The sequence below is a fragment of the Marinomonas fungiae genome, from assembly GCF_001418205.1.
Taxonomy (GTDB): domain Bacteria; phylum Pseudomonadota; class Gammaproteobacteria; order Pseudomonadales; family Marinomonadaceae; genus Marinomonas; species Marinomonas fungiae.
Map to the genome: position 1 here is coordinate 321,061 of NZ_LIQF01000002.1, position 14,178 is coordinate 335,238.

At 46.0% G+C, this 14,178-nt stretch carries 13 protein-coding genes; 8 read left to right on the forward strand and 5 right to left on the reverse strand.

From position 1 onward, the window contains the following. The first annotated feature begins 18 nt into the window (after window positions 1–18). Genes ASC49_RS03960 through ASC49_RS03970 form a run of 3 tightly spaced genes read left to right on the forward strand, consistent with a single transcriptional unit; the run spans window position 19 to window position 2,110 of the window. Window positions 19–795: a TatD family hydrolase gene (locus tag ASC49_RS03960; RefSeq protein WP_055461921.1), complete on the forward strand. Its 777-nt coding sequence runs from the start codon at window positions 19–21 to the stop codon at window positions 793–795. Next, the gene (locus ASC49_RS03965) at window positions 792–1,679 is read left to right on the forward strand and encodes a sugar nucleotide-binding protein (RefSeq protein ID WP_245624627.1); all 888 of its coding nucleotides are present in this window, start codon (window positions 792–794) and stop codon (window positions 1,677–1,679) included. Before ASC49_RS03960 ends, ASC49_RS03965 begins: the two co-directional genes overlap by 4 nt. Window positions 1,680–1,711: 32 nt before the next feature. Beyond that, the gene (locus ASC49_RS03970; protein WP_055461922.1) at window positions 1,712–2,110 is read left to right on the forward strand and encodes a hypothetical protein; all 399 of its coding nucleotides are present in this window, start codon (window positions 1,712–1,714) and stop codon (window positions 2,108–2,110) included. A gap of 20 nt (window positions 2,111–2,130) precedes the next feature. Here ASC49_RS03970 and ASC49_RS03975 read toward each other — a convergent pair whose 3' ends face one another. Together ASC49_RS03975 and ASC49_RS03980 are read right to left on the reverse strand one after the other, a co-directional pair. Then, window positions 2,131–2,979, reverse strand: coding sequence for a hypothetical protein (locus tag ASC49_RS03975; RefSeq protein ID WP_055461923.1), 849 nt, complete (start codon window positions 2,977–2,979; stop codon window positions 2,131–2,133). Between the two features lie 12 nt (window positions 2,980–2,991). Further along, window positions 2,992–3,534 (reverse strand): YceI family protein, encoded by a 543-nt coding sequence (locus ASC49_RS03980; protein WP_055461924.1) that lies wholly within the window; start codon window positions 3,532–3,534, stop codon window positions 2,992–2,994. 144 nt (window positions 3,535–3,678) lie between these two features. Here ASC49_RS03980 and ASC49_RS03985 point away from each other — a divergent pair, with 144 nt between their 5' ends. Beyond that, window positions 3,679–4,569 carry a LysR family transcriptional regulator gene (locus ASC49_RS03985; RefSeq protein ID WP_055461925.1) on the forward strand — a complete coding sequence of 297 codons (891 nt, stop codon included), beginning with the start codon at window positions 3,679–3,681 and terminating at the stop codon, window positions 4,567–4,569. A 20-nt stretch (window positions 4,570–4,589) separates the two neighbouring features. On the opposite strand, the gene ASC49_RS03990 is transcribed toward ASC49_RS03985, so the two are convergent. The 3 genes from ASC49_RS03990 to ASC49_RS04000 all read right to left on the reverse strand — a co-directional run bounded on the left by ASC49_RS03990 (window position 4,590) and on the right by ASC49_RS04000 (window position 8,717). Then, entirely contained in the window at window positions 4,590–6,506 is a 1,917-nt protein-coding gene (locus ASC49_RS03990; RefSeq protein WP_055461926.1) for a beta-ketoacyl synthase, read from the reverse strand. Between the two features lie 151 nt (window positions 6,507–6,657). After that, the gene (locus ASC49_RS03995) at window positions 6,658–7,563 is read right to left on the reverse strand and encodes a glucosaminidase domain-containing protein (RefSeq protein WP_055461927.1); all 906 of its coding nucleotides are present in this window, start codon (window positions 7,561–7,563) and stop codon (window positions 6,658–6,660) included. Between the two features lie 173 nt (window positions 7,564–7,736). Beyond that, window positions 7,737–8,717, reverse strand: a complete 981-nt coding sequence (locus ASC49_RS04000; protein WP_055461928.1) for a glutathione S-transferase family protein — start codon at window positions 8,715–8,717, stop codon at window positions 7,737–7,739. Between the two features lie 103 nt (window positions 8,718–8,820). On the opposite strand from ASC49_RS04000, the gene ASC49_RS04005 reads away from it, so the two are divergent. The 4 genes from ASC49_RS04005 (at window position 8,821) to lon (ending at window position 14,093) form a co-directional block, all read left to right on the forward strand. Next, window positions 8,821–9,954, forward strand: a complete 1,134-nt coding sequence (locus ASC49_RS04005) for a GGDEF domain-containing protein (protein ID WP_055461929.1) — start codon at window positions 8,821–8,823, stop codon at window positions 9,952–9,954. Window positions 9,955–10,246: 292 nt separating this feature from the next. Further along, complete coding sequence (locus ASC49_RS04010) at window positions 10,247–10,894, forward strand: TetR/AcrR family transcriptional regulator (RefSeq protein ID WP_072242035.1); 648 nt, start codon at window positions 10,247–10,249, stop codon at window positions 10,892–10,894. 1 nt (window position 10,895) lies between these two features. Next, on the forward strand, window positions 10,896–11,516 hold the full coding sequence (locus ASC49_RS04015) for a LysE family translocator (RefSeq protein ID WP_055461931.1): 621 nt from the start codon (window positions 10,896–10,898) through the stop codon (window positions 11,514–11,516). A gap of 144 nt (window positions 11,517–11,660) precedes the next feature. Next, entirely contained in the window at window positions 11,661–14,093 is a 2,433-nt protein-coding gene (gene lon, locus ASC49_RS04020) for an endopeptidase La (RefSeq protein WP_055461932.1), read from the forward strand. Window positions 14,094–14,178: the final 85 nt, after the last annotated feature.

Here is a 14,178-nt window from a genome sequence, read left to right on the forward strand (position 1 = left end):
ATCATGTAATCTTTGTGCATGTTTATCGATAGTCACTGCCATCTAGATTTTCCTGTATTCGATGATTTAGCTAGTCTGATACATCAGAGTCAGGCAGCTGGCGTCGCGGAATTTCTCGTGCCCAGTACGGCATCTGCTTCATGGTCTGATGTCTTAGCGCTGCAACAGGACTATCCAGCCATTAAGGTGGCATTGGGTTTACACCCTTATTTTTTAGCGCATTACCAGTCGAGTGATTTGCAGCGATTAGAGTGTTGTCTAGCACAGCACAAGGTTGTTGCAGTGGGGGAAATAGGGCTAGATAAGTGGCCTAATTTACCGGATTACAGGTTACAGCAGAAAGTCTTTTTGGCCCAGCTTGCAATCGCGAGTAGTCAGTCACTGCCTGTGATTCTCCATGCGCGAAAAAGTGAAGACGATCTGCTGAAACTGTTGCGTCAAAGCAAGTTTTCCCAAGGCGGAATCGTGCATGCTTTTAATGGTAGCTTAGAGCAAGCGAAGCGTTTTATTGACTTGGGCTTCGTGCTAGGTATTGGTGGGACGGTGACCTATCCAAGAGCACAAAAAGCGCGACGTGTGTTGCAGGCGTTAGATGATCGTGATTATGTTTTGGAAACGGATTCCCCAGATATGCCTATTTGTGGCCATCAAGGTCAAATAAATACCCCCCTGCGAGTACTGGATGTCGCGCAAACGGTTTCAGAATTGCGTCAGCAGTCTGTGTTAGCAGTTGCACAGAATACCTGCGCTAACTTACAACGAGTGTTGCCCAATTGGCATAAGGTTAAAAATTGACAACTCTAGAGAATATCAATGCACCGATGCGAGTGGTGCTACTAGGAAGTGATACTGAGTTAGGTCGTGCTATTCGTCAATATTACGACAATGACTACGACTTCGACTGGCTAGAAGTGCCTTGTCATGAAGTGCTGGCTAAGGTGTCTTCTTCGGTATTGGATCAACAGTATTGTGATGCCATTATCGATGCTTATTCGCTACGAAGCGCCTTGCAGAATGACTACGACCAGTATTTAGAGCTATTGGGGACGTTAGTGTTACGCGATACTTGTCCGCTGTTTTACATGCTGAGTGGCGTGCAGGTGTTCTTGGGTGAAAAAGAGTCTTCTTACTTGGAAACTGATGAGCCTGATGCGCGCAGTCGTTTTGCTCGTCGTTTGGTGGAGGCTGAGCAAAAGGTGCTTTCCTCTGAGAGGCATATTGTATTGCGTACCGGCTGGTTATTCAGCGGCGCCCAAGATGACTTTATTGCTAATACAATTAACCTGGTCCGTGCAGGCTCTCCCATTGAATTTCACGATACGGCGATTGGTTGTCCAACGCCTGTTTCTGATGTGGCTCGTGTACTTTTGTCTGTAGTGAAGCAGCGTCACTACGGAGCGCTCAATTCCGGCGTGTACCACTACTGCTGCTCTGAAGAAATCAGTTGGATGGGGTTGGTGGAAGCGGTATTAACGACCGCTGGACAGTTCGATCCAAAGGCGCAAAGTGCTTTAGAGCTGATGGGGGATACTGCCAATGCTTTGGAGATGGCTACTGAGATCAAGCGACAATCTTTGTCTTGCCGTAAGATTTTTGGTCATTATGGGATTAAGCAGCGTTCTTGGCGCCCAGTGTTGAGAGCATTGATTCGTGACATGTATAACATTCCATCGAATTGAGGTGGCAAACAGAAATTTAAGGCGGTTAAACGGTGAACTTTAAAGCAATCTTATTGGTCTATTCGTTGCAGCTTTTAGCGGGGGCGGTTTGGTACTCCGCAGCGCCTGCAGACATCGCCCAGCATGGGCCGGCACTGGAAGGTGTGTCAGTCTCGAGTATCGTTGGGTTTTGCATCGCACTCTTTGTCTATACTTTTTTTAGTGCTTGGTTACTGGCGAAAACGAATTTACGTTCCAGTTTTGAGCGCTTGGTGCTGACGATCAGTAGTTGGCTGTTTATTGTGCTGCCGAACATTCTTTTTATGAGTATGTTTGTTGATATGTCGCAGATGGGAGTGGGCTATATATTGTCGTTTGGTTTTATCTGCTGTTTGATAGCGGGGTTTATTCTGCCCTTTTGGCGCGCAAGTCGCTCGATTTTTAAAGGGTAAGGTAACACCAAGAAAGCAGCTTAATATAAGCTGCTTTCTGGCCATACTGACCACAACGAGATTCCGGCAATAACACCACTGACTAGGATCTGTGGTATCAAGGCGATAATCGTAGTGCTCACTTTACCGTCTTCCTTAATCCGTAAATTGCTCAGAATATTAACCGACACTGCAAGATAGGCGTTCAGCATCACTGAGAGTGGCAAATCTGCAAGTACATGGGCTTGAGCAAGTAAGCCTGCCAAAATAAAAGAACCTAGTAAAAGCGCATTTGAACTAGGTTGTTTACAGACGAAGTGTTGCACCAACACAAATCCCACCACGCTGGCAGCGAAACCACCTAGTAGTTGTCCAATTAATAGGCTACCACCAATAGAAACCACTGGCGCCGTGGCCGCAGAGATAATGGCTAAAGAGGCCATTGAGGCTTGCGAGTGGTTTGGTGCGGCCGTACTTTTTTGTAGACCAAACATTAGCATGACCAGCGCCGCACTGATGCTGGCCCAAGCCATACTTAATAGCTGTGATTGATGTTGTAATACGGGATTGAGTAATAGGTAAAAACTCACCAGCAACCCAATGAAGCTGATTGTATTACGTGTCTTAACGCCTAATTTGAACTCTCTTACCAAGCTAATAGTAACGCCTAAAATTACGCTAATGGTCAGAAAATCTAAGGCTTTACTCGGTGGAAAGCTTAAGCCTGTGTGAATCAGGCTTAAAGCAACGAGGAAGCCAGCTGCAACACCTAAGATACTTAGGCGCGCGCTAAACTTACCAATTAAAGTGATTACCGCTGCCACTAAAAATGGATAAACCGCTGTGTTTAGTAGCATAAGTAGGTTTGAGTTACCTGCTTCCTCGTACATGTTGACTCCTAATTATTGGCGAATACCTTCGATGAAAACGTCGATTTCAGTTTCATCGGTTACGCCTGGAATGAAGTAAGAAACGCCAAATTCGCTACGCTTGATGGTTGTGCTTGCTTCGAAACCTGCACGGTAGCCACCCCATGGGTCGTTGCCTTCGCCAACTTTTTCGACTTCAAAAGTAACAGGTTTGGTTACGCCGTGAATGGTTAGATCACCCTTCAGTTCTTCGCCATCAAAGGATGTGCTTTTGAAGGTGATCGTTGGGAATTGTTTAACGTCTAGGAAGTCTGGGCTGCGTAGGTGCTTGTCACGTGCTTCGTGGTTGGTATCAACGCTAGCGGCTTGAATGGTGAACTCTGCGTTACCTGATTTGCCCTCGTCTGCTAAGTTAAAAGAACCTTCGAATTCATTGAATCGGCCAGTAGTGGTACTGACACCAAGGTGACCCACTTCGAATGTAACAAATGAGTGTGCAGGGTCAACCTTGAAATCCGCTGCCATAACGCTTGTTGAGACAAGAACCGCTGCAGAAGAAATAAGTAATGCTTTCATAGAGAGCCTCCAAAAAGGACAAGTGATTAACGAGATGCCCTAGTATAATCTTGTTCTAAGAATACATAATCACTCGTAAATACAATTCACTATTTCGTAATACTGAATAATTTGTGTGGAACTTTTTTGATAAAGGTAAGTTGTATGGATAAGCTGCAAGCAATGAAGGTGTTCTGTCGAGTCTATGAAGCAGAAAGCTTTAAGCTAGCCAGTGAATCATTGGATATTTCACGACCGATGGTCACGCGCTACATCAATGCCCTAGAAGAGGATCTTGGCGCTAAGCTGCTACATCGTAATACGCGCAATATTAGTGTCACTCACGCAGGTAAGCTCTACTATCAGCATTGTGTGAATATTCTTGAGGCGATTGAAGAGGCGGAAGGTGAACTTGGTGATTTAACCCATCAACCGAAAGGCCGTCTACGTTTGAGTGTGCCAATGGATTTTGGCTTAACGCATATGGTGCCGATTCTATCGGAGTTCTCTGAGTTGTATCCAGAGATAACCTTGGAGGTGGATTTTAGTGATAAGCGTGTGGATTTGACTGAATCAGGGATCGATTTAGCGGTACGCGGTGGAGACTTGGGGGGAGATCACTTTATTGCGCGACCGCTGTGCAGTATGCGAGGTTACGTTTGTGCCTCACCAAAATATCTGGCTCGCAAAGGTATACCTAGCCACCCTCGAGACTTAAAGCAACACGATTGCCTGGTGTATACCAATGCGCCTTACGCTGGTAAATGGAGCTTTAAATCTGCCGAAGAAGAATTTGAGGTGAACGTAAAGGGGCCTTTGTTGGGCAATAACGGTGGGGCACTGACGCGCTTAGCAGTGGCGGGCTCAGGGATTATTATGCAACCAGACTTTTTGGTAGAGCGATACCTAGAAAGTGGTGAGCTGCTGTCGTTGTTTGACGAGTACGAAACCTTTACAGGGCAATTCTATGCGGTTTATGCAGAGCGAAAGTTGCAGCCAAAAAAGGTGCGTTTGTTGATTGATTTCTTAGTTCAAAAACTACAATCCCCAGCGTAGCTGGGGATTGTTGCTTGATATTAAACTAGATCATCAAAGTCATTTTTGACATTTAGATCCACTGGTAATTGGTAGCCCGGTAGGTTGATCTTAGTATCGCTGATATCCAGCTCTTCGCCACCTAGAACGTTGTAGCCAAAGCGGTAGATCGGCTCTATTTCACCACGGATCATTGCCTGATTATAGGCCTCAGCAGCTTCCTTAATGGCAGCGTTCTTCTCTTGGTAAGCTGTGAACTGTTCAGCAGAATAGCGCTTTTTCAGCATTGCCAGCGATTTCTTAGGTGACAGTAGAATGGCCGTTGCGTTGTTGCCGCCGAAACCTTTTGAGTTCAGAAGGGCGGCGTCAAAATGATCTGCACCGTATTCCTCATGCTTCAGCTGAATTTTAAGACCGTCAGTATAGACGTCATCAGCCACTGCGGATGAGGTCACAATGCCCGGCAATACGCCATGTTCCCATACGCCTAAAGACAGATGAAGTTGGTCGCCACCTGCGGTGCCTTGGGAGTGCCCCAAATAAGCTTTCATTGCCGTCACTGGTATCGCTGTTGCACCAAAGCTGGTGGCAGCCTGGCTCAATACGTGAGATTCCGTCACACGGTTTTGTGGTGTGCTTGTGCCGTGCGCTTGAATGAAAGTACGATCTTGTAGGCCATCTAAACCAATGATGTTCTTCAAATACGCCATCGCCTTGCTCATAGTGAGGTAGTTACCTACACCAGGTGCGGAGATAGACTTTTTATAGCCATCAGCATAAGCATATACTGCAGGAATGGCACCATGGATAGTCGCGCCCACTTCTAGGGCTAATTCATCATCCATTAGTAGTGTCCATTGGCTGGACTCACCGATAGTGAAACCACAGTTTTGCGCGAAAGGTCGGCAACTACGGGTATGGTCTGGCTCTTTCTGATTTTCTAGTTGATCCAGTGCCAACAGAGCAGAGTCTTCAGCCAATGCTCCCATGGTACGGAAGCCTTCGATGATTTCCGGTGTGATCGGTGCGTCACTGCCACCCACCATGGCAATGCGGACTTTACCAGATTTGATCTGTTCAACAGCGCGCTCAAGGTTAAAGAAGTAAGTCGCACATGCACCAATAGAGGTGCCAACATTGCCGACTGAGCCTAAAATGTAGGCGTTAACGAAATCTGCAGGCATTTGTGCGTAGCCAAGCGGTAGATGCTTGGACGTGGTACGTTTGCCCATTAGTGCGGATTTCAGCATGCCGCCAAAGCCGAGGTCGTCCATCTGACCGATGGAGTTTGCGGCGTATACAGCAACTTGGTCTGGTGCCACAAGGTTGCGCACTTTGTCCCAATCCAAACCACTGCTTAGAATGGCATCAGACGCACCGTATACGGTCATCTGTAGACCACGAGGATGGTTACGACTTTGGTAAAGTTTTGAAGGGTCAAATCCTGTTGGTAGCTGCCCTGCAGCTTTCACTGTCAGGGGTTTTGAGTCCTTGATAAATGCTTCAAGGGTGCCATCTACCGTAATTTCACTGTGCGTTTTTGACAGCTCTTTTACTTGCCAGTTGGCAGGAATATTGTCCGGAAGGGAGCGTGTTTTAACACTAAAGCTTAGCTTTTCACCTTCAGCAACAGACGTTAAAGCTGAACTTTTGTGAACAACAACATTGTCGACATCGAATAAGCTTGGGTGAATACGACGAATTAACGTGCGTGCTAAAATTTCTTCCCCGAAGGTGTCGATCAGCGTGTCAGCATCCAAAGCCTCACCGTCGTGAGTTAGCCAAGCGCCGTTTTGGTATTCAGCAATGTTTGTGATGGTGGCAAGGTCGAGAAGGACCTCTTGCTGAATGCTCTGGGGAAGTAGGTCAAAAATGATTCGGCGATAAGCCTGATGAAAGGATGTACGTCCAGCCGAATTGATTCCGCCAAAGCCAACAATAACAGGTAAACGGGCCAAAGGAATGTCCTCGATTTATAATTTTGGATATTAACGCTCGGTATTGTAAAGGATGGGGGCGATTCACCGCCACCCTATACGGAGCGAATTTTCCGGTAAAACACTGTGTTCGCAAAAGAAATACGCGAAACCCTAGGTTTTCGTCATTTGTTTACTCGTTATTATAAGTCGCTTCATCGGTATGCACGTTGAAACGCCATAATTCGTTGTAATCAATCAAACTTTCGATTTCATCAATATAATCTTGGCCACGCTGAGAGTAATTTTCTAGGCCGTGAACCAACGCTAGGCCAGTGATGTTTTCGCCATCCTTGCGAAGTTGAGAGCGGATGCTTCGTAGTTCTTTGTAAGCTGAATTGCTGTTCAGGTTATCAATGTAAGCAAATACTGATTCGCGAGCATCGGAGAATTTGCGTACCTCATGGTCTTGGTCTTCGCCACGGGCATTTGGTATCAAGCCACAGCCATTGGTGAAACACCATTGTCCAAAGTAGTTGTTACCTTCTAAAGCAAAGCGTGATGTTCCCCAAGCGGATTCGTTGGCGGCCTGCGCCAATACCAAGGATGCAGGGATGATGTCTACGTAACGCAACAACACTGCAATGTCTTCATGAGTGTAAACCCCTAACTTACGTAGCTTGTGAAGGCTTCGTAATGCACCTATCCAAGTTTTCTCTTCTCGTGAAGGCGGCTCGGGATTGTCTAGAATCGCTTGGATACGGCTACGGTCTTTAAGCAGAAGCTCGTTTTTTTCTGTCACAAATGGAAGCAAGTAATCGAAGAAAGCCGCTTTGCGTTCCTGCACGTCCGTGATGGCTGCAAAATCAGGCTTGCTGCCATCAATAGGATGGCCTTGGAAGTATTCCTTTTCTTCCTGCGTTATAGAGGATTCACGTGAGCTTTGAACGGGCTCTTTTTCAGCGATTTTGGCTTTTGTTTGAGCTTGTTCCGAGCTTCCGATTTTAGAATCAGCTTGTTGAGTATCCTGGGGTTCAATTTTGAACCATAAAATCAAGATCACGATACTCGAGATAACCCAAAGTAACTTACGTTCCATATTCAACCATCATTTTATTAGAGCGTTTATATACAAAACGAGCAGCAGGTTAACCTGATGCTCGCTCTGAAAGTTCAATATATGAGCAATGCATTATCTGAAAAAAACAGAACATTTGATAGCTGATAGTTTGAATATTGTCAAAAAGTGCTCAACTTTCCCTAAATTTATCCTTAAATTTCAGTGCGAAAAAGGATTGCTGGGCCCACTGGCACCACCCGAGTTGGGTTTATAGTGTCGTGGCTGTAGTAGTAATGTTGCTTGATATGTTCGAGGTTAACAGTATTTGCCACCTCTTGGGTTTTATATAAACGTTCTAGATACGCATTCAAATTTGGGTAATCCATAATGCGTTTTAGATTGCACTTGAAGTGGCCGTAATAGACCGGATCGAAGCGAATGAGAGTGGTAAACAAGCGCCAATCCGCTTCTGTAATCTGATCGCCAGTTAAGTAAAGCTTGCTTGCCAGTCGTTGCTCAAGAAACTCGAGGGTTTCGAATAATGGGTGAAGCGCTTCTTCATAAGCGGCTTGTGTGGTCGCAAAGCCGGATTTATAGACACCGTTATTGACGGTATCGTAAATACGTTCATTTAAAGTATCGATTTCGCTACGCAGCGATTCTGGGTAGTAATCCTCTTGATCTCCGGTGAGATGGTTGAAGGCGCTATTAAACATGCGAATGATGTCGGCCGATTCATTGGAGACAATCGTATGTCTCTGTTTATCCCATAGAATGGGTACGGTGACGCGACCTGAGTAATCGGGGTTTGCATGTGTGTACAGTTGATGGGCGAACTGAAAGTCATGTAGGGGGTCGCCAGCGGCGACATGTTTATCTTGAAAGCGTGGCTCGTCTTTAAATTCCCAACCGTTTTCTAGCATGTGTGGGTGGACGCAGCTGACACTGATATGTTGTTCCAGTTGTTTTAAATGGCGAAATATTAGAGTGCGATGAGCCCACGGACACGCTAATGACACATATAAATGATAGCGTCCTGATTCGGCAGGGAAATGGGTGTCATCGTTTGGATCTAACTCAGTTGGAGACACTATCCAATTGCGAAACTGTGATTGTGAACGTACGAATTTTCCTTGAGTGGCTTCAGTGTCGTACCACTGGTCGTGCCATTTACCGTCTATTAAAAGTCCCATGATGACCTCTTGTTGATAGTTTTGTTTAATTATTAATGAAAATGTTCTGTTTTCGGGGCAAGATATTGATTTGTTTTGATCGAATGGTTCGATAGGTTAACGAATGCCTCAAAGAACAGGCTCCCTGCTTATTCCCCTTTTTATACTGCTGGCAGGTTTATTCGCCAGTGTCTACACACGTGTGTTGCCTGCATTAGCGTTAGATCTTTTACCATGGTTACCGTATGTTTTGGCGTGCGTCATGGTATTTATGGCGTGGCATTTTAATCGCGGTAAAGTTCTATTGGCGGGTGGCTTGGTATTACTACCAACCTTTTATCCATATGTGGAAAGTGAGTCTTTACCAAGCAGTTTTACTACGGTGGCAGCGATTGGTTTGGGCTTGTTGCTGTTATTGCGAGAGCGCGGTTTCTTCAATCGTTTTGTGTTTAACCGCATTCTGTTTTTGGGCATGTTGGTGGCGTGGAGTGTTAGTTATGAGAAAAATGTCATCAATTTTAACTTTTTAGCGATATCTGTGCCGTTGCTGAAAATATCGCTGTCATCGCTTCTCTGCTGGTTGATGATCGCTTTGACCTCAATCTTGAGCTTGATCACTTGGTGGCGTAAAGCGGATGGCTTCTCCACAGCTGTATTGGTGAGTTTGGCAACCTTATTGTTGATTGAGTGTATGTCTTTCACTGTGCATCAAGAGTCTGCGGTACGTAGCGCGCAAATTCTGGTGTGGGTCTGGTTCGTGGTAGCGGAAAGCCATCGTATGGCTTATCGCGATGAGTTAACGCAGTTGCCAAGTCGCCGAGCGCTGAATGAAGCGATGTTGGCTTTGCCACGACATTATGCCATTGCGATGCTCGATGTAGATCATTTCAAGAAGTTTAACGATAGCTACGGTCATGCTAAAGGTGATGAGGCCCTTAAACAAGTTGCGCGGGTTATGCAGCGTTATGACAATCGAGCCTCTATCTATCGTTATGGTGGAGAAGAGTTTACGTTGCTTTTCAAGGGGCGGAACGTTGAAGACGCCCAGGCTGTTCTGGAGCAGATTCGCACAGAGGTACAGTTAGAGCAGTTAGATGTCTCCACCGAGAGTAAAGAGAAAATGGTGACGGTCACTGTCAGTATGGGGTTGGCCCTCGGTCATAGTAGCGATGCGCCGAGTGAAGTGATTAAGCGTGCTGACCAAGCCTTGTATCAAGCGAAAAAGAAAGGTCGAAATCGTGTTGTCGTGGCTGCTTAAAAAAAAGTTGAACGATTGGTTAGTTTTGTCTTGCACAGAAAAATAATAGCGTGTAACCTGAATCTCTATTCAAGCTTATGTCGTGTTCGCATGACAAAACCAGATTGCTTAATGATGTCGAGTCATTGGTAAACTGAGCCAACGTGGTACAGCAGCACACTAGGTGTACGCCTAACACCTATCTGTTGTGAGGGGAACGGGGAGCTTTGCTCCCCATTTTTAATGTAACTCCTGTCATTTCCCCCTATAATTTGCACGTCTTTAATTCTTAATAATTGCTATCGAGGCGAACGTGTCAGAATCCCCTAAACGCACAAAAACTCAGTTGAAAAGTCATATTCGGGCTCAAAATCAGGCCTTGATTTTGACGACAGCTGAGCGTGTGTTTGCGCGTCAAGGCTTGGCTAAGACGACTACGCAGATGATTGCCGATGAAGCGGGGCTACCGAAAGCTAATATCCATTATTATTACCGTTCTAAGAAAGATTTGCTCGAAGCTGTGCTGGAAAGCATTCTACAGTTATGGCTGGATTCAGTGAGCCAATTCAATGTTGAAACCGGCCCGCGTTATAATTTAACACGCTACATCAGTGAGAAACTGGACCAGTCGCGTTTAAATCCAAATGCTTCGAAAGTGTTTGCCATGGCTTTGATTGGTGAAGAGCCCTTTGTTTTGGAATTCTTGCGTCGCTTCTTTGTTGATGAGCTGCAAAAAGAAAAGCAGACCATTAATCGCTGGGTGGAACAAGGCTTAATGAAACCTGTTGCGGTAGAGCATTTATTTATTACTATTTGGGCCATGACTCAGACCTATGCTGATTTCGATGCGCAGGTAAAAATTCTACTTAAGAAGGATGAGTTAGAAGAGTCTGATTTTGACGAAGCTAAACAGTTCGTCACCCGAATGGTGTTATTAAGCTGCGGTATTGAGGATATCTGATATGACCCTAGAAAGTGCCATCACCTTTTTTATTGCGATCTTTATTTTTGGCATCACACCAGGACCTGGAGTGTTCGCGATTATTGCCAAAAGTATTTCTCATGGAGTGATGAAAACTGTGCCACTGTACGCAGGCATGACTTGTGGCGATATTATGTACTTGGTTATGGCCTGCTTTGGCTTAGCGGCGATAGCTCAACAGTGGGAAATGGTATTTATCGCCATTCGTTACATTGGTGCGGCTTACTTGTTGTACCTTGGTTGGAAAATGTGGACCGCACCGGTTTCTATTGAATCTGGAGAAGTGACGGAAAACACCCGTAAGCAAGGTTGGGGAGCCGCGTTACAAGGCTTTCTGATTTCTTCTTCTAACCCCAAGGTTGTGCTGTTTTATATTGCCTTCTTGCCGACTTTTATGGACGTTACGGTGTTGCAAGGTCATGACATAGTGCTTGCGGCATTGCTAGCGTTTGTGGCGCTAATGTTGGGTTTGACCTTGATCTCTTACAGTGCTTCTCAAGCCCGTCGTTTGATGAAGTCAGATCGTGCTATGAAACGCATGAATCAAGGCGCGGGTAGCATTATGGCGGGAGCAGGGGCTTTCCTAGCGTTACGAGGCTAACCTCAAATAAGCCTCGGGTAATGCAAATATCAAGGAGAGATGATGCAGCCGCATTTTGTGGATTGTAATTTTTTCAAACGTCACTACATAAGTTTTTATTGTTCCTTAACCGTTTTTTGAACGGTTCCAAGAGAGATAGAAACTATGAGTGACGACGAAAAGTATTTAGATCCATCTGAAGATAATGTTGTTGATACCGATGAAGTGTCCATTAGTGACCCGCGTGCACTCGCTTTACCTGATGATGTCCTTCCTGACACCCTTTACATTTTGCCGGTGTCTAGCCGACCATTCTTTCCTGCTCAAGTTCAGCCAGTGATGGTGGATGCAGAGCCATGGGAAGACACTTTAGAATACATTGCCGATCAGCCGCAGGCGGTGGTGGGCTTGATTTATGCAGAGCGTCTTGGTCCAGGTGCGCCGAAAGTCGAAACGTTTTCTCACGTTGGTTGTGTGGCGAAAACTCATCGAGCCGAGAAAACGGACGAAAAAATTACCTTCTTAGCCCAAGGCTTGAAACGTATTGAGGTGGTTGAATGGCTTAGCACCGAAGCGCCTTACCGCGCGCGCGTGCGCTACATCAGTGATTCGACCGTGCGTGATGATGAGTCTAAGGCTTATTCGATTGCGATTCTGGATGCGATCAAAGAGCTGATTCGCTTAAATCCACTGTTCAGTGAAGACTTGCGCCAATACCTAGGTCGTTTCTCTTTTAATGAGCCGGGCTTATTAGCCGATTTTGCGGCTTCGATTACATCTGCTGACCCGCATGAGCTTTACGATGTGTTGGCCACTTTACCGATCATTCCTCGTTTAAATTCGGCATTGACCTTACTGCGAAAAGAGTTAGAAATCGCCCGTCTGCAGAAAGAGATTAGCGCGGAAGTAAACGACAAGATTAGTAAACATCAGCGTGAGTTCTTCTTGAAAGAACAGCTCAAAGTGATTCAAAAAGAGTTGGGCATTTCGAAGGATGATCGTACTTCTGATGTGGAAATGTTTGAAGAGCGTCTAGCTGGTAAAACTGTGCCGGAAGCGGCCATGAAAAAAATTGACGAAGAGTTGCATAAGCTCAGCATCTTAGAGTCCGGTTCTCCTGAATATGGCGTGACACGTAATTATCTAGATTGGGCGACGTCCATTCCTTGGGGCGTACATTCCAAAGATAACCTAGATATCAACAAGGCTCGTGAAGTGCTGGAACAACATCACGCTGGGCTTGGCGATGTCAAAGATCGCATTGTTGAATTCCTCGCATTAGGAGCCCATCGTCAAGAAATGGGGGGCTCTATTATGCTATTGGTGGGGCCGCCAGGGGTGGGTAAAACCTCCATTGGTAAATCCATTGCCGAGGCATTAAATCGTCAGTTCTATCGCTTTAGTTTAGGCGGCATGCGTGATGAGTCCGAGATCAAAGGTCACCGTCGTACTTACATTGGTGCTTTACCTGGTAAATTTGTGCAGGCATTGAAAGATGTAGAAGTAGAGAACCCTGTGATCATGCTCGATGAAATCGACAAAATTGGCTCTTCTTTCCAAGGCGATCCTGCGTCTGCACTGTTGGAGGCTCTCGATCCGGAACAGAACGTGGAATTTTTAGATCATTACCTAGACATGCGAGTGGATCTATCTAAGGCGTTGTTTGTGTGTACTGCCAACCAGTTAGATACCATTCCTGCGCCGCTGCTAGACCGTATGGATGTGATTCGTCTGTCTGGCTACATTGCCGAAGAGAAATTGGCGATTGCCAAGCAGCACCTGTGGCCTAAGCTTCTGAAGAAAAATAAGCTTTTGAAGAAGCAGCTGAACATCACCGACGCCGCACTGAAGTACATCATTGAATCTTATGCACGTGAAGCTGGAGTGCGCGGTCTCGACAAGCTATTGCAGAAAATCCTGCGTAAATGTGTAGTACAACTGATGACGGGTGAGAAAGACAGCATCAATGTTGGTGTCAAAGATGTGGAGACCTTCCTAGGAATGCCGTACTTCCGCAATGAGAAGACCCTGCGAGGCGTTGGGGTTGTGACCGGCCTTGCTTGGACATCCATGGGGGGAGCGACCTTGCCGGTGGAGGCCAACAAGGTACATGAGTTAAGTCGTGGTCTGAAGTTGACGGGCAAGCTTGGAGAGGTCATGAAGGAGTCCGCTGAAATTGCTTACTCTTATGTCTTGTCCCACACTAAAAGCTATCAAAAGAACGCCGAGTTCTTTGATAAGTGCATGATCCACTTACACGTGCCAGAAGGTGCGACGCCAAAAGATGGGCCTAGCGCGGGTATCACCATGGCGACGGCATTGATGTCGTTGGCAAAAGGTGAGCCAGTACAGCGCCCATTGGCTATGACTGGTGAGCTAACGCTGACAGGCCAGGTGCTGCCGGTGGGTGGTATTCGGGAAAAAATCATTGCCGCGAAGCGCAGCAAGATCAATGAAGTAATTTTGCCTGAAGCGAACCGTCGTGATTTTGAGGAATTGCCTGAGTCAGTTAAAGCGGACATGACAGTACATTTTGCAGAGCGCTTTGCAGACGTAGAAAAAATTGTCTTTGCCAAATCTGACCGTGGTATTCACTAAATACTCCTTATTCTGACGTTCTACCACCTGCTAAAAGGTGAGATAATAATTAAGCCGAGCCTCTGATAAGGTTCGGCTTTTTTAT